The following is a 17,631-nucleotide window of genomic DNA, read 5'->3' as shown; positions in this document are numbered from 1 at the left end:
GCTTTATTCGCTGCCGGCGCGGCGGACCAGCGCGACGCCCGGCAGCGCCGGCCAGACTGCAGTATGCTGAAGCGCGTCGAAATTGACGCGCTTATTGCGGCCGCTGCGATACGCATGTTCACGGATCAGTGCCGCCGCCCGTTGTCCCTGCCGGTTCAGGATGGCGTCGAGGATCTGGACGTGGTCGTCATGGGCCGCGTTCAACTGGGCGATGCCCTGGTCCGGAACGGTCCGGTTGAACACGATGGCCCTCGGACCCGCCAGTGGGACGCGGCAGATATGGTCCAGCGCCGGCGGCAGCGCCTTGTTGGCCGAGCCTTCTACGATACCGCTGTGGAAAGCGCCGTTCAGGTCGATCCAGCGTGACCGGTTCGACAGATCCTCAAATCCTTCCCGGGCAACCGCTTCCGCCTCTGCCAGGATTGCACGCAATTGCGCGGCCAGAGCCGGTGCCAGGCCCCGTTCGGCCGCTTGCCGAGCGGCCAGGGCCTCCAACTCACCGCGCACTTCGATCGCATCTGCGACCTCATCCAGGGTAAAGGATCGGACCCGGAACCCGCGGTTTGGCTCCCGCAGCAGCAGGCCGTCCTGTTCCAGGGCAGCCATGGCGAGCCGCGTCAACGTCCTGGAAACGCCCAGTTTCTCCGCGACGGCGACCTCGCGCACGGCGGCGCCCGGTTCATAGGCGCCCTCCAAAATCAACTCGCGCAGGTTCTGGGTAATCTGGTCTAATTGCGTGGCCATTAAACCCTCCGTTGTGCATGCAATCTAGCAATTCCCGCCGAAAAGAAAACGGTTTTGAGGTTGATCGAGACAATTTTGCATGCAATTACTGTCGGGCAGCGCATCAGTCGCTGGGTTGGGACGTGGAACGAGGACCGATACAATGCCGGACAGCATCTCTGACGAAAAGCAGGCGGTGACCATACCGCAATTCGACGCGCCGCCGCTGAAACAATCGCGGCCGCCGCGTTGCCCGCCCTTCGTCGATATCACCTCGTCCGATCAGTTGATGCCCTATCTGGAGCATGTCGCGCGGCGTCCCTACAATCACGGTCTCAATGCCTGCTGGGACCTGAAAGAGGGCGAGCGGGTCATGCTGCGTGTCGACAATTGGCACAGCGAACTGACCATCGAGGCCTGCAAGAAGATCCTCGAGAAATATAAGGTCAAATACGAGATCAAATATATCGACCGCGGTCCGGTGCCCCAATGGGTCGGCGCCGACGAGGTCGACTATTACCTGTTCCGCACCAAGGAATTGGCGGAATGGATGGATATGTGGGAGGAAGAGGAGAAGAAGCAGAAATACGATAAGATCCTGATGGGCTATGGCGGGCCGGTCCTGGCCGAGCGCTTCATCAAGATCCAGCGTATGCCCTTCATCACCCCCGAGATCCTGGCCTCGCCGGCGCATGCAATGCCGATCGAGGTGGTCAATGCGATGGACCGCTGGACATGGGACCGGATTCGCAGTGCCAAGCGGGCGCGGATCACCGATCCGGAAGGGACCGATATCTCCTTCACCAACCATGCCGAATACTGGGATGCGAACCGGGAGTTCTATAATCCCGAACTGACCGCCGCGACCTGGACGGGCAACGAGCATTTCGGCAAGACCTACCTGCCGGGCCATATCACCGGCCGGCCGTGGATGTTCCACCCGTTCAAGGAAGACGGCTGTGGCGTCATTGCCGGGACGACGAACCATATCGCGCCCTGCGACTGGACGCAGCTGATCGTCGAGAATTCCAAGATCACGCAGATCAACGAAGGCGGCGAGTTCGGCCGCAAACTGCGTGAGGTGATGGAGAAGACCAAGGACGTCCAGTATCCGACATTCCCGGACAAGGGGCTGATGTACTGGTGGGAAGCGTCGATCGGGACGAACCCCCATGTCCACCGGCCGCGCAAGGATTTCCCGTCGGGCTTCGTCAATTGCCTGTACGAGCGGGTGCGGTCCGGGGTCATCCATATGGGCTTCGGCACGATCATCTCGTCCATGGCAGAGCGCGAGGCCGCGCGCGCCGGGAACCTGGTCGGCCATTGGCATCTGCACCTGTATTTCCCGACCTATATGACCGAGCGGGAAGGCGACAACGAGCCGATCATCGAAAACGGTCGCCTGCTGGCGCTGGACGATCCGGAGATCCGGAAGCTATGCGCCAATTACGGCGATCCGGAAATGTGGCTGGACGAAAGCTGGAACCCCGCCGTGCCCGGAATCAACATGGCCGGCGACTATTGGGACCACTACGCCAAGGACCCGCTGCACTGGGTCAAGACGGAGCTGGAAGTCTGCCGCAACTACCACCCGCTGTTCATGAAGATGGTCGAGGCCGACGGCAAATACTGCCACGGGGCCGGGGCCGATTGGTGGAAGGGCGGTTGTTGCGAACACAGCGGTGTTTCCGCGCCGGTCCTGCCGGGCAATTGCTGCGGTCACAACCACGGATGAGTGCCGGGGCGCATTGCCCCCAAAGATAAAATCAAAGAGAATCCAACACCTAATGGGAGGAAGAATGATGTCTCGTATCAGTCGATTTGCGGCCGTTACCGTTTCCGTTGCGGCCCTGTTCGCCGGGGCCACGCTTGCCGAAGCACAGACCCGCGAACTGCGTTATGCCGATTTCGGACCGGACCGGGGCACCCGTGCCGAAGCGATCAAATGGATGGATGCCCAGATGCGCGAACGCTCCGGCGGTGCGCTGGGGCTCGACGTGACCTGGGGCGACACGCTGCTGGGTGCGAAGAACGCCATCGACGGCGTCGGCAACGGCGTGGCCGATCTGGCCTCCGTCGTGCCGGTCTATGAGCCGGGCAAGCTGACCGCTTGGCGCGTCTCCGACGTGCGTCAGATCGCCGACGAATATGTCGGGATGATGGCGACTTATGAGCTGATGACCCAGAACGAAGGCGCGTCGGCCAATTTCGCCGAACAGGGCGTCCAATATATCGCCAACTTCACGACCGGCCCGACGCAGCTTCTGAGTCGCGAACCGATCACGACCCTTGCCGAACTCGACGGCAAGAAGATCCGAGCGACCGGCAATTTCGGGAAATCCTTCGAAGCCAACGGCGCGGCCGCCGTGTCGATGAGTCAGCCGGACGTCTATCAAGCCCTGTCGACCGGCACGATCGACGGTACCGCCGCCTATGCCTATGTCATCGATTCGTACAAGCAGTACGAAGTCGCGTCGAACCTGACGACCATCGATATGGGGCAGAATCTGGGCTGGGGCATCGTCATGAACGCCCGTTCCTGGTCCAGCCTCACGCCGGAGCAGCAGACGATGATGACCGAGCTGGGTCGCGACGTGACGCTGTACTTGGCGCAGAAGATGTACGAATCTCGGACCGAGATCATGCAGAAACTGCGGGAGGGCATCGATGGCAACACGATCGCCGAACATGAAGGCGACGAGGGCATGAAGAAGGCACTGATCGATTCCGCCGAAGAGGCCGGTATGAGCTGGCTGCAAGGCGCCAAGGATCAAGGTCTGGACGCCGACGGTCTGCTGGCCGCCTTTGACGAGGCCGTCGTCAAGTACAAGAACGACCTGGAAGCGCAGGGCTATCCCTGGGCGAAGCAGTAACCCAGGTGAGCGGGACCAATGACGGGATGCCGAACCTGCCGCTTGGCAGCGGGCTCGGCACCCTGGACCGCGTTCTGGATCGGATCGAACGGGGTCTCTCCTTTATCGCCGGGATCATTCTTCTGGCCATGGGCCTGTTGATCACCGCCAGCGTGCTGGCGCGCGAACAGATCGGCGTGACCCTACCGGACGATATCCTGATGGTCGGATTGGCCATGGTCGCCGTCGTCTGCCTGCCGCTCGCGCATGTTCAGCGCGACCGGGGGCAGATCGCGGTGACGGTGATCACCGACCGTCTGCCCCCAAGGGTCGGTCAGATCGGACAGATCCTGGGCAATGTCTTGGGCATGACGCTGTTCGGCGCCATTGCCATCCTGACGGTCCAGTCGGTCCCGCTAGCCTTTGCCCAGAACCATTATTATGACGGCCAATTGTCCATCCCCGTCTGGCCGGTAAAGGTGGTTTTCGGCGTCGGCATGGGCCTGTTCGCGCTGCGGCTCGGCCTTTGTGCGGTGGCCGATCTGGTGGTTTGGCGCAAACGGCCCGGTGCCGTGGATTAGAGATTCTTCGATATGGACCCTCATCTGATCGGCTATCTGGGATTTGTCGTTGTCCTGATCCTGCTGGCCTTCCGCGTACCGATCGCCATCGCCCTGGGCAGCGTCGCCACCGGCGGCATGCTGCTGACCTATGCCTGGACGCCGTGGCTGCCCTTCTCTCTGTCGGCCGCCGCCGGTCCGGTGGGGTCGCTGTTGTCGACGACGCCGATCGACTTCATCAATTCCTATGCGCTGTCGACGGTGCCGTTGTTCATCTTCATCGGACACCTGGCATTCCAGGCCGGCTTCACGACCGATATCTACGCCGCTGCCCGGGTCTGGCTGGCGCGGATGCCGGGCGGGCTGGCCATCGCATCCATCGTCGGCTGCGGCGGGTTCAGCGCGATCAGCGGTTCGTCCGTCGCTTGCGCGGCGGCGATGGGCCGGATCGCCGTGCCGGAAATGCTGGAAAGCCGCTATTCGCGGACCCTGGCCTCCGGTTCCGTCGCCATCGGCGGCACGCTGGGATCGCTGATCCCGCCATCGATCCTGTTCATCATCTTCGGGGTCTTCGCCGAGCAATCCATCGCCAAACTGTTTCTCGCGGCGGCCATTCCCGGCCTTCTGACCTTGCTGGGCTATATCGTCGTGGTGATGATCTGGGTCCGGGTGCGGCCGGATTCCGCGCCGATGCCGGATCTGGAAATCGCGCGGTCCAACCGGGGTGAGGCCCTGGCCCGGTGCTGGCCGATCCTGATGCTGTTCGCGGTGATCATCGGCGGCATCTATCTGGGCGCGTTCACACCCACGGAAGCGGCCGGCGTCGGCGCGGCGGCGACCCTGGCGCTGGGGCTGGTCCTGCGCCGTCTCGATCTGGGCAAGATCGGCGAGGCGCTGCGCGAGGCTGTGACCCAATCGGCCCAGCTCTTCGCCATTGCCATCGCGGGCAAGCTGTTCGTCAATTTCATCGCCCTGACCAATGTCGCGACGCAATTGACCGATTGGATCGGCGCGGCGGAACTGTCGGTCTTCCTGGTGATCGGGTTGATCGCCCTGCTGTATATTGTGCTGGGCATGATGCTGGATCCGCTGGGCATCATTCTTCTGACGCTGCCGCTGACCTTGCCGGTCGTCGAATCCTATGGGCTGGATTTGATCTGGTGGGGCGTCATCGTCGTCAAGCTGCTGGAAATCGGACTGGTCACGCCGCCCATCGGATTGAACGTCTTCGTCATCAAGTCGATTGTCGGGGACAAGATTCCGCTGGAACGGATTTTCACCGGGGTCAGTTATTTCCTGATCTCCGATTTCTTCGTCATGCTGCTGCTGCTGTTCTTCCCAATCCTGTCGCTGTTCCTGCCCAGCCTGCTGTGAGTCGAACAAGATGGGGGGGACGCTGACAATCGAGGCGGCGGAAGTCTGGACCCTGACCCAGGACAGGCTGACGCCCTTCGCCAGCGCGAACGAAACGGTTCAGCGCGAAACCCATCCGATCGTCGCCTTGCGGGCAGGGGGCATGACCGGTTGGGGCGAGGCGCCGGTCCCGCTGGCGCCGCTCTATCTGCCGGAAAATGTGTATTCCGTTCTGGACGTGCTGCGGCATCACCTGATCCCGCGCCTGCTCGGCACGGTGCTGGAGAGGCCGGACAGCGTGGCGGAGGCGATGGCCCCGGTGCGCGGAAATGTCTTCGCGAAACATGCCTTGGAAACGGCGGCCCTGGACCTGATCGCCCAGCAGCGCAAATCCAGCCTCGCCGCACTCCTGGGGGTCACGGCGGAACATGTGTCCGCCGGTGCCACCTTTGGCCTGCCGGACCGAGCGGAGGATCTGTTCGATTCCATCGATGCGGCGCTGGCATCGGGCCACAGCCGGATAAAGGTCAAGATCGCGCCCGGCCGCGACCGGTCGATCCTGGCGCCGCTGCGGACGCGCTATCCGGATATCGCCCTGACGGCGGATGGGAACAGTGCCTATACCCTGGCCGATGCCGATACCCTGGCCTCGCTGGATGAATTCGAGCTGACCCTGCTGGAACAGCCGCTGGCCTGGGACGATTTTGTTGACCATGCCGCCCTGCAGGTGCGGATGCGAACGCCCCTCGCACTCGACGAAAGCCTGCAGTCCGAAAGCGATCTGCGCACGGCGATCGCGCTGAAATCCTGCCGGGCGGTGGTGCTGAAACCAGCCCATACGGGCGGTCCGTGGCAGGCGAAGAAACTGCACGATCTGGCCCTGGCCGCGGGTATGCCGGTGATGATCGGCGGCATGCACGATTTCTGCATCGCGCGCGCGGCGAATATTGCGGTCGCGGCCCTGCCGGGCTGCACCGTGGCGGGCGATGTCGGCGGCACGGATCGCTACTATGCCGCCGATCTGGTCGATCCGCCCCTGCGCATGGCGGGGGACGGGATGCCGGTGCCCGGACGCTTGACGGTCGATGCCGGCCGGATGAAATCAGCGGTATCGCAATTCTCCCTTTGCGCCTGACGTGGCACCTGACCGATTTGCCGCAGGCGGCGGCGGTTTAACCGACACCGCGCCTTCCTATATGCTTTCCCAACGCACTGATTACCTGCCGGGAGCTTCAGTATGAAATCCACCACCCGCCTGACCATGGTTCTTGCCGCCGCGCTGTTGACCGGCGCCGCCACACCCGCCTTCGCCGAAGCGGATATCGCCAATGGTCAAAAGATCTTCGAGACACGCTGCGACACCTGCCATTCGCTGGAACCCGGCAAGCGGATGACCGGCCCGTCCTTGCATGGCGTCGGGAACCGGGCCGCCGGTCAGGCCGAAAACTTCCCGCGCTATTCCAAAATTATGCAGGCGTCGGCCGGGGCCGGGTTGACCTGGACCGCCGACACCATGGCCGCCTATGTGCAGGACCCTCAAGGGTTTCTGGAGAAATTCACCAGTGATGCCGGAGTTTCCGCCGGCGGTCGGACCAGCATGACCTATCGGCTGAGAGACGAAAAAGGCGCGGCGGATGTTGCGGCCTATCTGATTTCCTTGAGCCAGTAGGGTGGCGAAGCCTATTTCCGGACACTACCCGCGCGCTGTTCCAGACGTTTGATCTGGTCCAGCCCGGGCAGGATTTCCCCCATGATGAATTCCAGGCGCGCCTGTGGGCCGCCCGGGTTCTGTTTGGTGAACCGTCGCTTCCAGTGATCCATTTTCAGGGTCAGGCCGCACAAAACCCCGCCGACCGTCACATGGTGATCGGTGATCAGCCGCCGGACCTCACGGAACCGCTCGGCCGAAATATCGTCCCAGAAATCCTTGGTCTTCCGATCGAAGCTTTCGAAACGGCCGGTGATCGATCCGGAAATGTCGGACAGGTCGGCATTGACCCCGGCCAGCAGCTTGTCCTTGGGCCGATCGTTCTTGATCATCCAGGTCTCGCGCAACTCGTCCATCCAACTCAAGAAATTGTCGATGATCGGTACGACATGATCCAGCCGGTCGCGGAAATAGGCGAGGGACAGGAAGATGTCACCGTAATCCTCGATGAAGTTCGGGATTTCGGTGACGTTGATTTTCAACTCCTCGGCCAGACGGTTCAGCCGGCGCATGGCTTCCGTCTTGTCGGGATTCCGCAGCAGGCCGATCAGGTCGGACGCGCTGTCCGTGCCGTCGATCTCCGACCCGAAGACCTGCAGGATCAGCGGCCGGGTGAACTCCTTCATCCGGTCCGCCAGTTCCAGGTTCTTCTGGTCGGACAGGCGTAGGGCATCCTGGCTGTTCACCTCAATCCCTAGTGAGCGCAGGGAGATGCGGCAGGAATACACGTCGAAGCTGGGCATCAGGCCGAGCTTGCGGATCTTCTTGACGTCGGCGTCCAGCAGGTCCTGGTCGACCTCCGGAAAACTGTCCTTCAAATCGGCGGGATAGATGTGACCGCTGCCGGATTCTGCCCCGGAAAACATCTCAACCGCGGTTTCCAGGCGGTTGTTCTTGACCAGCAGGGCGCGGCGCAGAACCGGGGTTTCGATCGGAATCGTCGACAGGGGCAGCATGTGCAGGCTGTCCCTGGGGTCGTCCGGGCGCGGTTTCTCCTCTTCCGTCATATAGTGCCTTCCCCCAGGCTGGCATAGCGGTTGCCCATTAACCTTACATGGTAAACAGGGCTGCGCATTCGCGAAATTCTTTTTCCATTCCAATGCCTAGAACGCCCGACCGCAGGCTTAAAGGGCGAAATGACAGGGTGGAGTGATAGGGGCGGGCCGAGGGCGGTTCAACAGCCGGGCCGGGAATGTCCCTCGGCTTCCATGGCGCGATAGAAATCCGTCAGGGAGCGGCCGCGTTCCGGTTTGAACCGGGTGCCGGTATCGGTCAGCTCGGCGATCCGGTCGACCCGGAACATGCGGAAATCGTCGCGCATCTCGCACCAGGCGATCAGGGTCCAGACCTTTCCCCAGAACCATAGGCCCAGGGGGCGGACGACACGCACAGTCTCTTTCCCGGCTTCGTCGCGGTATTTCAACTCGATCCGCTGGCGCCGGTCGGTCGCCAGGTCCAGGGCGTCGATCCGCGCGCGGATTTCGGGGGTCATGCCCACGGCGAAGGCGTGAATTTCCGTCCGCGCGACACGTTCGCGCGCCTCGTCAGGCAGGACGGTTTCGATCTTGATCAGGGCTTCTTCCGCCGCGCGGGCCATGGCGGCGCCGCCCCAGGCACGGATCAGCCGCGCCCCGGCGACCAGGGCGACGACCTCGTCCCGGGTGAACATCAGCGGCGGCAGGTCGTAACCCGCCCGCATGACATAGCCGACCCCCGCCTCCCCCTCGATCGGAACGCCGGAGCCTTGAAGGTCGGAAATGTCGCGGTAGATCGTGCGTTCGGAGACTTCCAGCCAGTCGGCCAGTTTTGCGGCGGTGACGAGCCGACCGCCCCGCAGATGCTGGACGATCTGAAACAGGCGGTCGGCGCGTCGCATGGGTCAGGCCGCCTTGGCTTCGAAGATGCTGAAGGAATTGCCGTCCGGGTCCTTGCAATAGGTGAAGCGTCCGGGCGGAATTTCGATCGCGTCGCTGACCACCGTGCCGCCGGCCGGGGCGACCTTGGCGACCGTGTCTTCCAGCTTGCCCGGGCTGGCGAAGTGGATCGTCGGACCCGATCCGTCGATGGCCGGCTTCCCGGCATAGAGATGCCCGGCGACGCCGGTGTCGTCCCAGGTCGGGAACATGGCGATCGGGTTCGGACCGGTTTCGTCCTTCTTCATTTCGATCCCGAAGACGTCGCTGTAGAAGGCGATGCCCTTGTCCAGGTCGGCGACCGGGATTTCGGTCCAGACGGCGAAGTTCATGGGTGTGTACGGCATGGGGTCTCTCCCGTTGGGTTTTCGATGCCGCGTCTTTTACGCCACCCCTCCTGACAGCATTCTGTCAGGAACCCTGTCAGGATCAATCGCCTGGCGACTGACCCCCGGTTTGGGTCAGGGCCCCGTTCCGGGCCAGGGCCGCGATTTCGTCGTCGTCGAGCCCCAGGACATCCTTCAGGATTTCTTGCGTGTGCTGACCCAGCGTCGGCGGGGCATGGCGATAGCGGACCGGTGTTTCGGAGAATTTCACCGGATTGGCGATCAGCGGCACCGTGCCGGATTGGGCCTGGTGATGGGGGACATCGACCCGCATGTTGCGGGCGACGATTTGCGGGTCCTCGAACACCTCGTCGACATGCTTGATCGGGCCGCAGGGCACGCCGCGCGCCGCCAGACCGTCGATCCATTCCTGCGACGTCTTCCGGCGGGTATAGGCCGGCATGGCGGCGTAGAGCGCCTCGCGATTCCGGACCCGCAGCGAGTTTGTCGTGAAGCGCGGATCGGCTGCCAAATCGGCGGCGCCCGCAAAGTCGCACCATTTCTGGTACTGGCTGTCGTTCCCGACGGCCAGGATGAAATAGCCGTCGCTGGATTCCAGGACCGAATAGGGCACGATGTTCGGATGCTCGTTCCCCTGAGGCACCGGGCGCTTTCCGGACAGCAGGTAATTGCACCCCTCATTGATCAGCCAGGCAACCTGAGTGTCCAGCAGGGCACAGTCGATCTGTTGGCCCTGGCCGGTCCGGTCGCGGTGGCGCAGGGCGGCCAGGATCGATGTCGCGGCATACATGCCGCACATCACATCGGCGATGCCGACGCCGCATTTCATCGGCGGCCCGTCCTTCGGCCCGGTCAGCGACATGATCCCGCCCAGACCTTGGGCCAGGAAATCGTATCCGGCGCGGCTGGCATAGGGGCCGGTCTGGCCGAAACCGGTGACGGAACAATAGACCAGGGACGGGAACTCGTCCTTCAGGTCGTCATAGGACAGGCCGTATTTCTTCAATCCGCCCGTCTTGTAATTCTCAACCAGGATGTCGCATTCCGGGATCAGGCGTCGGATCAGGGCCTGACCCTCGGCGCTTGCCAGGTTGACGGTAATCGACCGCTTGTTCCGGTTGGCGGACAGGTAATAGGCGCTTTCATCCGTCGGTTCGCCGCCGTCGCCGGTCACGAAGGGAGGGCCCCATTTGCGCGTGTCGTCGCCCGCGCCGGGCCGTTCCACCTTGATCACGTCGGCGCCCAGATCGCCCAGCAACTGGGTCGCGGTCGGGCCGGCCAGGATGCGGCTGAGGTCGAGAATGCGCACGCCGTCCAGCGGCAACGGGGTATCGGTCATATTGTCTGTTCCGTTGGGGGTTATTCCGCGGCGGCCTTGCGGTCGGCCTTTGCGGCCAGTTTCGCGTATCCGTCGCGGGTCTGTGGGGTCTTCATATCCAGGACGCGCCCGGCGATCAGGGTGCGCAGAACCTGCGCCGTGCCGCCGCCGATGGTGAACATGCGCGCGTCGCGGGCGATACGTTCCATCGGCCGGTTCCGGGAATAGCCGCGCGCGCCGAAGAATTGCAGCGCGTCATTGGTGATCCTGATCGCCGATTCCGATGCCAGCACCTTGGCCTGGGCCGCCATCAGCGGATCCGGGAAGGGATCGGCGCTGGCCGCCGCGCGGTGGATCATGATCCGGGCGGCGTCCAGTTGGATCGACATATCGGCCGCCATCCATTGCAGGCCCTGGAATTCCGCCAGGGGGCGTCCGAACTGTTCGCGTTCCTTGAGCCAGTCGATGCCCAGCTCATAGGCGCCCTGAGCCAGGCCCAGCGCGACCGTCGCCGCGCCGCAACGCTGGGAATTATAGGCGTTCATAAGATCGGCGAATCCGCGCCGGAAACCGGATGGCGGCAGGACCACCCGGTCCGCCGGAATTTCCAGATCGTTGAACAGGATTTCGGTCTCCGGGATGCCCCGCAGGCCCATGGTCGGTTCGCGCTTGCCGATGACCAGCCCATCCGGCTTTTCGTCCAGGAAGGCCAGGAACCCGCCGATCCCCTGTTCCTCTCCCGCCTCGTCGAAGACGCGGGCGAAGATCAGATGGGTGTTGGACACGCCGCCGCCGGTGATCCAATGCTTGCCGCCATTGACGACATAGACGTCGCCACGCTTGTCGGCGCGGGTCGTCATCTCCGTCGCGGCCGATCCGGCCTCCGGTTCGGTGATGCAGATCGCCGGCTTGTCGCCGGCCAGAACGCGCTCGGCGCAGGCCTTCTTCTGCGCGTCGTTGCCGTACTGCATGACGGCGGAGATCGCGCCCATATTGGCCTCGACCGCAATGCGCCCGGTGACGCCGCAGACCTTGGCCATTTCCTCGATCAGCAGGGTCGCGTCCAGGAAGCTGGCGCCCTTGCCGCCATAGGCCTCGGGGATGGTGATGCCGAAGAATCCCTCCGCCGCCATGGCTTCGACCGTATCCCAGGGATAGGCCTCCGTCCGGTCGACTTCGGCGGCGCGCGGGGCCACTTTCGCGCGGGCGAAATCGCGGGCGCGGGCGCGGAATTCCAATTGTGCCGGGGTCAGTTCGAACTGGCTCATGGGGCGTTCCTCCTTATGGGCGGAAACTGTCGCGCTTCCCGCCGCCTTAGGCAAGACCGCCTCCCATGACGCCTTTCTTCCAGCGGATTCAGGCGGCCTTTGCCGCGCGCTCGCCCTCAACCCGCTGGATGAAGGCTTCGGGCTCCATGGGCTTGGAAAAGAAATATCCTTGCAACTCGTGCACGCCGACCTCCGTCAGGCGCTGGGCCTGATCGAAGGTCTCGATCCCCTCGGCGACGATTGTCGTGTTCAGGGCGCCGGCTAGTTGCACCATGCGGGTGACGATCTCGGCCCGGATCGTGTCGGCCTCCAGCCCCATGACGAAGCTGCGGTCGATCTTCAACTCGTCCAGATGCAGGTCGGCCAGATAGCTCAGTGAGGAATAGCCGGTGCCGAAATCGTCGATGGATACCCGGATGCCGTGACCGCGCAGGACGCTGGCGGCGCTGCGGATCTCATGGGCCTTGGCCAGTTCGTCCTCGGTGATCTCGACGACGATTTCGGTCTCCGGATGGCTGTCGCGATAGGGCAGCAAGGTACTCAGCAGCAGGTCGGTGCGGAATTCCGTCGGATTGACGTTGAAGGACACTTTCAGGCCGGTCTGTTTCAGCAATGCGCCCAGATCCCGGAAGGTCCGTTCCACCACGAAGCGGAACAGATCGTCGCCCAGCCCCTTGCTGCGTACGATGGGCAGGAAGGCATCCGGCGGCACGATGCTGCCGTCATCGTCGCGCCACCGGACCAGCACTTCGCAACCCAGCGTCCGATGGTCCTTGGCGTCGACGAAGGGTTGGTAGCGGCATTCGAAACGCATCGACCGAAAGCCGCGCAGGAAACGGCGGTGGAACCGGTTCAGTTTCCGAAGGCGCGCGAAGCATATGCCCGCCGCCGTGATGCCGGCACTGAACGCGGCGATGATGGTCAGGCCCGTCGTCACCGGATCGCTCATCGGCGCCAGCAGCGGCAGCGCGAAGGTGCCGCACAGCCCGTTGCGCACGGCGGCACTGCAGCCGGACAGGGTCAGCCGGCCGCGATCGATTCCGACGCTTTCCGCCGTCGTTTCGGGCGGCACGTTGCTCTCATCGCCATGCAGCAGCGTATAACGGTTCTCCCGGTCGCGGACATAAACCGTGGAATGGGCATCGTATCCCAACGCGGAATTCAGGAAGTCGCGTCGGAAGACGATGTTGAAATTGCCGGAAAAGACGATGTGCCCCTGAATCACACCCTGGGTCACGACCAGCGGCACGTTCAGCAGCAGCCGGTCGCCGGTCGGCAGGGGGATCGTCTCCATCTCGTCCTTGAACGGTTCCGGCAGGACGCCGCCGGTGGAGGAGCAGAGCAGCCAATCGTCGTTCAGATAGCCGATATCCCGGACATGGGAGGCCTGGAACTGGGCCGTGCGCATCGCGGTCAGGAAGGGTTCGCTGCAGGGCGGATCGGGAATCCGTTCCAGCAGGGCGAACAGCTTATCGTTCTCGGTCGCGATTTCGCTGACGCGGCCTTCGAACCCGTCATAACGCAGGCGCAAATCGTCGAACGCGTCCGCCAGCGTGATCGCCCAACTCAATAGCAGGACCGCCGTGGCCGCCGCCAGACCGGCCAAAATCGATACCCAGATGAGATATTTCCGACGCGACGTCGACGACACGTGACCCAATCCGCTCCCCAAATCGGCGCAAACCTATACCGATGAGTATTTCGGATTTATGAAAGCCGGGCAATCGGCAGCGTGTGCGGCCTCACTCGGCGGGTTCGTGCTCGTCCGGTGCCGGCAGGGGCAGTTCCAGGTCGCGGTCGGGCAAGGGCGCGCGGACATCCTGCTCGATCGGTTCCAGATCCTGGATCGTGCCGTGGCTGTCGCCGACGGACAGATCGGCCATCTTGCGCGCCTGGGGCAGGACCCGGCTTTCCAGGCTGGCGACGAACTTGTTGTGCTTGTTAACATGGCCCTGCAGCGACTTGGTCATGCCGGCCACGTCCTCGCCCAGCTTGACCATGCGGCGGTACAGTTCGGTCGCGACCTCATGCACCTTTTGGGCGTCCTTCGACGCCTTTTCCTGCCGCCAGCCATAGGCGATGGCCTTGGCCAGGCCCAGCAGCGTGGTGGGGGAGCAGACGATCACCTTCTTGTCCCAGGCGTCTTCGAACAGCGACGGATCGCGGGCCATGGCGGCCGCGTACATCGGCTCGCCCGGTACGAACATGACGACGAAATCGACCGTGTTGGTCGGTAGGCCCTTCCAGTATTCCTTGCGGCCCAGTTGATCGACATGGGTGCGAATCTGGCGCGCGTGCTCCGCCAGTTTGGCCTCGCGCAGCTCCTCGCTGTCGGCCTCCATCGCCTCCAGATAGGCGCTCAAGGACGTCTTGGCATCGACCACCAGGGTCCGGTCGCCCGGCATGCGCAGGACCACGTCCGGGCGGCGGGACCCGTCCTCGGTGGCGAAATGTTTCTCGGTCTCGAAGTCGACATATTCCGACATGCCGGCCAGTTCCAGCACGGTGCGCAATTGCTGTTCGCCCCAGCGGCCGCGCGTCTTCGGGGCGCTGCGCAGGGCGTTGACCAGATTGGTCGTCGTGTCGTTCAGCTTCGAATGGCTGTCCGAGATATGGCGGATCTGCTGGATCAACTGCCCTTCGTCATGCTTGCGGCGGGTCTCCATCTCGGACACCTGCTTCTGGAATTGGCCCAGCGCCTCCTTCAGTGGGCCGACCAGGCCCTGCATGCCGGTCTCGCCCTTTTCCTGCTGCGTCTTCATCACTTCCTGGGCCCGTTCCAGGAAGGATTTGGAGGAGGTCTCCAGCAGCGCGCCCATCATGATCTTCAGTTCTTTTTCGATCTGGTCGCGGACATTGTTCAGTTCTTCGCGCTTTTCCGCATGGGCCTTGCGCTCGCCGGACAGGGTCGTCTGCAGGTTCTCGACCTCCACCCGGCGGTCGGTCAGGTCGCGGGCCAGGGTTTCGGCGCGGTCGCGCAGCTCCTGGCGCTCCTGGCGCAGGGCGTCGCGTTCCTCGCGCAGCGCCTGTTCCCGGGCCGTGGCGGCCGACAGATCGGCCCGGCAGGTGTCCAGGATCGCGCGGGTGTCCTCCAGTGCAGCGTTCAAACTCTCGATCTGGCCCGTCCGGGGACGCAGGGCGAAGGCCCAGACCAGAACGAAACCCAGGGCAACCCCGCCCCCGGCGATGGCCGCCGCGATGGACAGTTCGAATGGCATGACGGCTCTCCTTGAATATCGGGCGCTCTCGGGCCGACAAGGGATCAGAAAACCCGATTCGCTCCCACCGCCCAACCTGTCAGATTGGAACGTTCTGGGAAACAATAATGTTATGGGTTGGGCGATTATCATCTTTGTCTTCCGTGACAATCTCCTTGGGCAAGACACAACCGGTCCGGCGCCAACGCGGCCCCGGTCCCAAACCAGGAGACAGAACAATGAGCATCGACCGCACCGATAGCGCCCGTCCGTTGAATGTCCTGCGCATCGATTCCAGCGCGCGGGGGCCGGAATCGACGACCCGCCGCCTGACCGGCGATCTGATCGCCTCCCTTGAGGCCAAGCATGGCGCGTTGGAAGTCGTGGAGCGCGACGTGTCCGACACGGTGACCCCGCTGTTGGATGCCGATTGGGTCAATGCGAACTTCACCGATCCGGACGCCCGCAGCGAGGCCCAACGCGCCGCCCTGGCTCATTCGGACCAATTGGTGGCCGAATTGAAGGCGGCGGATATCGTCGTTGTCGGCGTGCCGATCTACAATTTCGGTATCCCGGCCGCCCTGAAGGCCTGGGTCGACCAGATCGCCCGTGCCCGGGAAACCTTCCGCTACACCGAAAACGGCCCGGAAGGCCTGCTGAAGGGCAAGAAGGGTTACATCGTCGCCGCGTCGGGCGGGGTCGCCATCGGCTCCGAAGCGGATTTCGCGACGACGCATATGAAATTCGTGCTGGGCTTCATCGGCATTTCCGATGTCACCGTATTCGGCGCCGGACAGCAGGTGGCCGACGAAGCCGCGCATGAAAAGGCGCAGTCCGAAATCGCGGCCATCGCGGCCTGACCGGCACGCCAAGACATTTCGCGTCCCCCAAGAGACCCGGTGCCTTCACCGATCCCATTGGATCGGGGCGGGCGCCGGGTCTTGTTCTGTTGCAGGCACGATGAAACAATCGCGCCCGGACAGCGGTGGGGCTGAAAGGGTGACGCGCGATGGCGAAATCGCCGATGCAGGCCGAAAGGATGGACGACGGGGCGCCGGACACGCCGTGTTTCGATCTGGCCGCGGCGCTGGCGGGCCGCAGCCGCGCCGATCTGGACCGGATGCGCGCGGCGGGCGAGGTCGTGCTGAACTGTCAGCGCGTGCTGCGCAAGACCTCCAGCAACGTGGTCGGCGAGGTGCTGCGCCACCAAGGCACCTTCTATCAATGGAACCATTATCCCAAGGGCGACGCGATCGATTGGGAAACCCAATCGCAATACTATTACCATTCGCATCCGGAGGCGGAACGCCCCGGAGAGCACGGCCATTTCCATACCTTCCTGCGCTATGACGGCATGCCGGACGGCGTCGAACCCGCACTTGTCGACCCGCCGCAGAAGGCCAACAGCGCCCGGATCGGCGCGCATATCGCCGCCGTTTGTTGCGACCGGAAGGGCCATGCGACGAAGCTTTTCACCACCAACCGCTGGGTGACCGACGAGACCTGGTATCCGGCGGCGGATATGATCCGGATGATCGAACGGTTCGAGATCGACCACACTTTCCCGTCCTGGGCGACGAATGTGTGGCTGACCCATCTGATGCGCCTGTTCGACCCCCAGATCCGCTATCTGCTGGAACGCCGGGACGAGGCGGTCGCGGCCTGGCAGGGGCGGTACCCGGACCGGGATGTCTTCGAAGACCGCGACCTGGAGGTCACGTCCGAACTGGACATCGATGTCGAGGCACAGATGGCGGCGCTGCGGGACGCATGACCCGGAAATGCGAAACCCCCCGGTCGTCCCGGAGGGTTTCGATGGTGGAGCGGAGGAGGATCGAACTCCCGACCTTCGCATTGCGAACGCGACGCTCTCCCAGCTGAGCTACCGCCCCAATGTCGCCGACGGGGGTCCCCCCGAAAGCGCGGCGGAATATCGTCGCGGCAGTGCCGTCTGTCAAGACGCGAAATCGACGGAAGTGCGGGCTTCCGGGCGACATGTCTTGCGGTTCCGTGCCGAGGGCCCTATTTCTGTCTGCCAAAGGGGCGACGCAAGCCGGATCGAACGAAAAGGGCGGGTTCAGCAAGATGGATGTGATCATCGGGCCGTTGTTCACGGTCATTAATCTGGCCATTCAATTCTATTTCTACCTGATCATCGCTTCGGCGGTGATGAGCTGGCTCGTCGCCCTTAATGTGATCAATACCAGCAACCGTTTTGTCTATATGATCGGGGATTTCCTGTATCGGGTGACGGAACCGGCGCTGCGGCCGATCCGGCGGGTCTTGCCCGATCTGGGACCGGTGGACCTGTCGCCGATCGTCCTGATCCTGATCCTCATCTTCCTGCAGATGGTTCTGGCGAACATCGCCGCATCCCTGATCTGATCGGCCT

The 17,631-nt window shown here is 63.4% G+C and carries 17 protein-coding genes and 1 tRNA gene; 9 read left to right on the top strand and 9 right to left on the bottom strand.

Translation table 11 applies throughout. From position 1 onward, the window contains the following. Positions 1 to 3 precede the first annotated feature (3 nt). Positions 4 to 744 carry a GntR family transcriptional regulator gene (locus ACO06O_RS17000; protein WP_421882399.1) on the bottom strand — a complete coding sequence of 247 codons (741 nt, stop codon included), beginning with the start codon at positions 742 to 744 and terminating at the stop codon, positions 4 to 6. A 142-nt stretch (positions 745 to 886) separates the two neighbouring features. Here ACO06O_RS17000 and ACO06O_RS16995 point away from each other — a divergent pair, with 142 nt between their 5' ends. The 6 genes from ACO06O_RS16995 to ACO06O_RS16970 all read left to right on the top strand — a co-directional run bounded on the left by ACO06O_RS16995 (position 887) and on the right by ACO06O_RS16970 (position 7,157). After that, positions 887 to 2,458: a hypothetical protein gene (locus tag ACO06O_RS16995; RefSeq protein WP_421882396.1), complete on the top strand. Its 1,572-nt coding sequence runs from the start codon at positions 887 to 889 to the stop codon at positions 2,456 to 2,458. Positions 2,459 to 2,522: 64 nt separating this feature from the next. Continuing rightward, positions 2,523 to 3,596: a TRAP transporter substrate-binding protein DctP gene (dctP, locus tag ACO06O_RS16990; protein WP_421882393.1), complete on the top strand. Its 1,074-nt coding sequence runs from the start codon at positions 2,523 to 2,525 to the stop codon at positions 3,594 to 3,596. A gap of 5 nt (positions 3,597 to 3,601) precedes the next feature. Next, the gene (locus ACO06O_RS16985; RefSeq protein WP_421882389.1) at positions 3,602 to 4,156 is read left to right on the top strand and encodes a TRAP transporter small permease; all 555 of its coding nucleotides are present in this window, start codon (positions 3,602 to 3,604) and stop codon (positions 4,154 to 4,156) included. Positions 4,157 to 4,168: 12 nt separating this feature from the next. Beyond that, a complete protein-coding gene (locus ACO06O_RS16980; RefSeq protein WP_421882385.1) occupies positions 4,169 to 5,509 on the top strand; it encodes a TRAP transporter large permease in 1,341 nt (446 codons plus the stop codon). Between the two features lie 10 nt (positions 5,510 to 5,519). Then, positions 5,520 to 6,623, top strand: coding sequence for an o-succinylbenzoate synthase (menC, locus tag ACO06O_RS16975; protein WP_421882382.1), 1,104 nt, complete (start codon positions 5,520 to 5,522; stop codon positions 6,621 to 6,623). Positions 6,624 to 6,725: 102 nt separating this feature from the next. Then, on the top strand, positions 6,726 to 7,157 hold the full coding sequence (locus tag ACO06O_RS16970) for a c-type cytochrome (RefSeq protein ID WP_421882379.1): 432 nt from the start codon (positions 6,726 to 6,728) through the stop codon (positions 7,155 to 7,157). An 11-nt stretch (positions 7,158 to 7,168) separates the two neighbouring features. Here the strand turns inward: ACO06O_RS16970 and ACO06O_RS16965 are convergent, their stop codons facing one another. The 7 genes from ACO06O_RS16965 to rmuC all read right to left on the bottom strand — a co-directional run bounded on the left by ACO06O_RS16965 (position 7,169) and on the right by rmuC (position 15,260). Continuing rightward, the gene (locus tag ACO06O_RS16965) at positions 7,169 to 8,203 is read right to left on the bottom strand and encodes a hypothetical protein (RefSeq protein ID WP_421882377.1); all 1,035 of its coding nucleotides are present in this window, start codon (positions 8,201 to 8,203) and stop codon (positions 7,169 to 7,171) included. A gap of 167 nt (positions 8,204 to 8,370) precedes the next feature. Beyond that, entirely contained in the window at positions 8,371 to 9,072 is a 702-nt protein-coding gene (locus ACO06O_RS16960) for a helix-turn-helix transcriptional regulator (RefSeq protein WP_421882375.1), read from the bottom strand. A 3-nt stretch (positions 9,073 to 9,075) separates the two neighbouring features. Then, positions 9,076 to 9,456, bottom strand: a complete 381-nt coding sequence (locus ACO06O_RS16955; RefSeq protein WP_421882372.1) for a VOC family protein — start codon at positions 9,454 to 9,456, stop codon at positions 9,076 to 9,078. Between the two features lie 82 nt (positions 9,457 to 9,538). After that, on the bottom strand, positions 9,539 to 10,795 hold the full coding sequence (locus ACO06O_RS16950) for a CaiB/BaiF CoA transferase family protein (RefSeq protein ID WP_421882369.1): 1,257 nt from the start codon (positions 10,793 to 10,795) through the stop codon (positions 9,539 to 9,541). Between the two features lie 20 nt (positions 10,796 to 10,815). Continuing rightward, on the bottom strand, positions 10,816 to 12,042 hold the full coding sequence (gene acdA, locus ACO06O_RS16945; protein WP_421882366.1) for a 3-sulfinopropanoyl-CoA desulfinase: 1,227 nt from the start codon (positions 12,040 to 12,042) through the stop codon (positions 10,816 to 10,818). 88 nt (positions 12,043 to 12,130) lie between these two features. After that, positions 12,131 to 13,693: an EAL domain-containing protein gene (locus ACO06O_RS16940; RefSeq protein ID WP_421882362.1), complete on the bottom strand. Its 1,563-nt coding sequence runs from the start codon at positions 13,691 to 13,693 to the stop codon at positions 12,131 to 12,133. A gap of 91 nt (positions 13,694 to 13,784) precedes the next feature. Further along, on the bottom strand, positions 13,785 to 15,260 hold the full coding sequence (gene rmuC, locus ACO06O_RS16935) for a DNA recombination protein RmuC (RefSeq protein WP_421882359.1): 1,476 nt from the start codon (positions 15,258 to 15,260) through the stop codon (positions 13,785 to 13,787). Positions 15,261 to 15,478: 218 nt separating this feature from the next. On the opposite strand from rmuC, the gene ACO06O_RS16930 reads away from it, so the two are divergent. Beyond that, positions 15,479 to 16,099 (top strand): FMN-dependent NADH-azoreductase, encoded by a 621-nt coding sequence (locus tag ACO06O_RS16930; RefSeq protein WP_421882355.1) that lies wholly within the window; start codon positions 15,479 to 15,481, stop codon positions 16,097 to 16,099. Between the two features lie 149 nt (positions 16,100 to 16,248). Further along, positions 16,249 to 17,013, top strand: a complete 765-nt coding sequence (locus tag ACO06O_RS16925; RefSeq protein WP_421882352.1) for a DUF6969 family protein — start codon at positions 16,249 to 16,251, stop codon at positions 17,011 to 17,013. A gap of 42 nt (positions 17,014 to 17,055) precedes the next feature. On the opposite strand, the gene ACO06O_RS16920 is transcribed toward ACO06O_RS16925, so the two are convergent. After that, positions 17,056 to 17,131, bottom strand: a tRNA-Ala gene (locus ACO06O_RS16920). A 103-nt stretch (positions 17,132 to 17,234) separates the two neighbouring features. Here ACO06O_RS16920 and ACO06O_RS16915 point away from each other — a divergent pair. Next, positions 17,235 to 17,624: a YggT family protein gene (locus ACO06O_RS16915; RefSeq protein WP_420418745.1), complete on the top strand. Its 390-nt coding sequence runs from the start codon at positions 17,235 to 17,237 to the stop codon at positions 17,622 to 17,624. Positions 17,625 to 17,631: the final 7 nt, after the last annotated feature.

This window comes from Pacificispira sp. (assembly GCF_965228185.1).
In the GTDB taxonomy this organism is placed as follows: domain Bacteria; phylum Pseudomonadota; class Alphaproteobacteria; order UBA8366; family Aestuariispiraceae; genus Pacificispira.
This window is presented reverse-complemented; position numbering and strand designations above follow the sequence as displayed.

What these genes read in the sequence shown, in the direction of transcription:
- ACO06O_RS17000 (WP_421882399.1), bottom strand. Translation starts at nt 744, where the DNA reads ATGGCCACGCAATTAGACCAGATTACCCAGAACCTGCGCGAGTTGATT.
- ACO06O_RS16995 (WP_421882396.1), top strand. Translation starts at nt 887, where the DNA reads ATGCCGGACAGCATCTCTGACGAAAAGCAGGCGGTGACCATACCGCAA.
- dctP (WP_421882393.1), top strand. Translation starts at nt 2,523, where the DNA reads ATGATGTCTCGTATCAGTCGATTTGCGGCCGTTACCGTTTCCGTTGCG.
- ACO06O_RS16980 (WP_421882385.1), top strand. Translation starts at nt 4,169, where the DNA reads ATGGACCCTCATCTGATCGGCTATCTGGGATTTGTCGTTGTCCTGATC.
- menC (WP_421882382.1), top strand. Translation starts at nt 5,520, where the DNA reads ATGGGGGGGACGCTGACAATCGAGGCGGCGGAAGTCTGGACCCTGACC.
- ACO06O_RS16970 (WP_421882379.1), top strand. Translation starts at nt 6,726, where the DNA reads ATGAAATCCACCACCCGCCTGACCATGGTTCTTGCCGCCGCGCTGTTG.
- ACO06O_RS16965 (WP_421882377.1), bottom strand. Translation starts at nt 8,203, where the DNA reads ATGACGGAAGAGGAGAAACCGCGCCCGGACGACCCCAGGGACAGCCTG.
- ACO06O_RS16960 (WP_421882375.1), bottom strand. Translation starts at nt 9,072, where the DNA reads ATGCGACGCGCCGACCGCCTGTTTCAGATCGTCCAGCATCTGCGGGGC.
- ACO06O_RS16955 (WP_421882372.1), bottom strand. Translation starts at nt 9,456, where the DNA reads ATGCCGTACACACCCATGAACTTCGCCGTCTGGACCGAAATCCCGGTC.
- ACO06O_RS16950 (WP_421882369.1), bottom strand. Translation starts at nt 10,795, where the DNA reads ATGACCGATACCCCGTTGCCGCTGGACGGCGTGCGCATTCTCGACCTC.
- acdA (WP_421882366.1), bottom strand. Translation starts at nt 12,042, where the DNA reads ATGAGCCAGTTCGAACTGACCCCGGCACAATTGGAATTCCGCGCCCGC.
- rmuC (WP_421882359.1), bottom strand. Translation starts at nt 15,260, where the DNA reads ATGCCATTCGAACTGTCCATCGCGGCGGCCATCGCCGGGGGCGGGGTT.
- ACO06O_RS16930 (WP_421882355.1), top strand. Translation starts at nt 15,479, where the DNA reads ATGAGCATCGACCGCACCGATAGCGCCCGTCCGTTGAATGTCCTGCGC.
- ACO06O_RS16925 (WP_421882352.1), top strand. Translation starts at nt 16,249, where the DNA reads ATGGCGAAATCGCCGATGCAGGCCGAAAGGATGGACGACGGGGCGCCG.
- ACO06O_RS16915 (WP_420418745.1), top strand. Translation starts at nt 17,235, where the DNA reads ATGTCTTGCGGTTCCGTGCCGAGGGCCCTATTTCTGTCTGCCAAAGGG.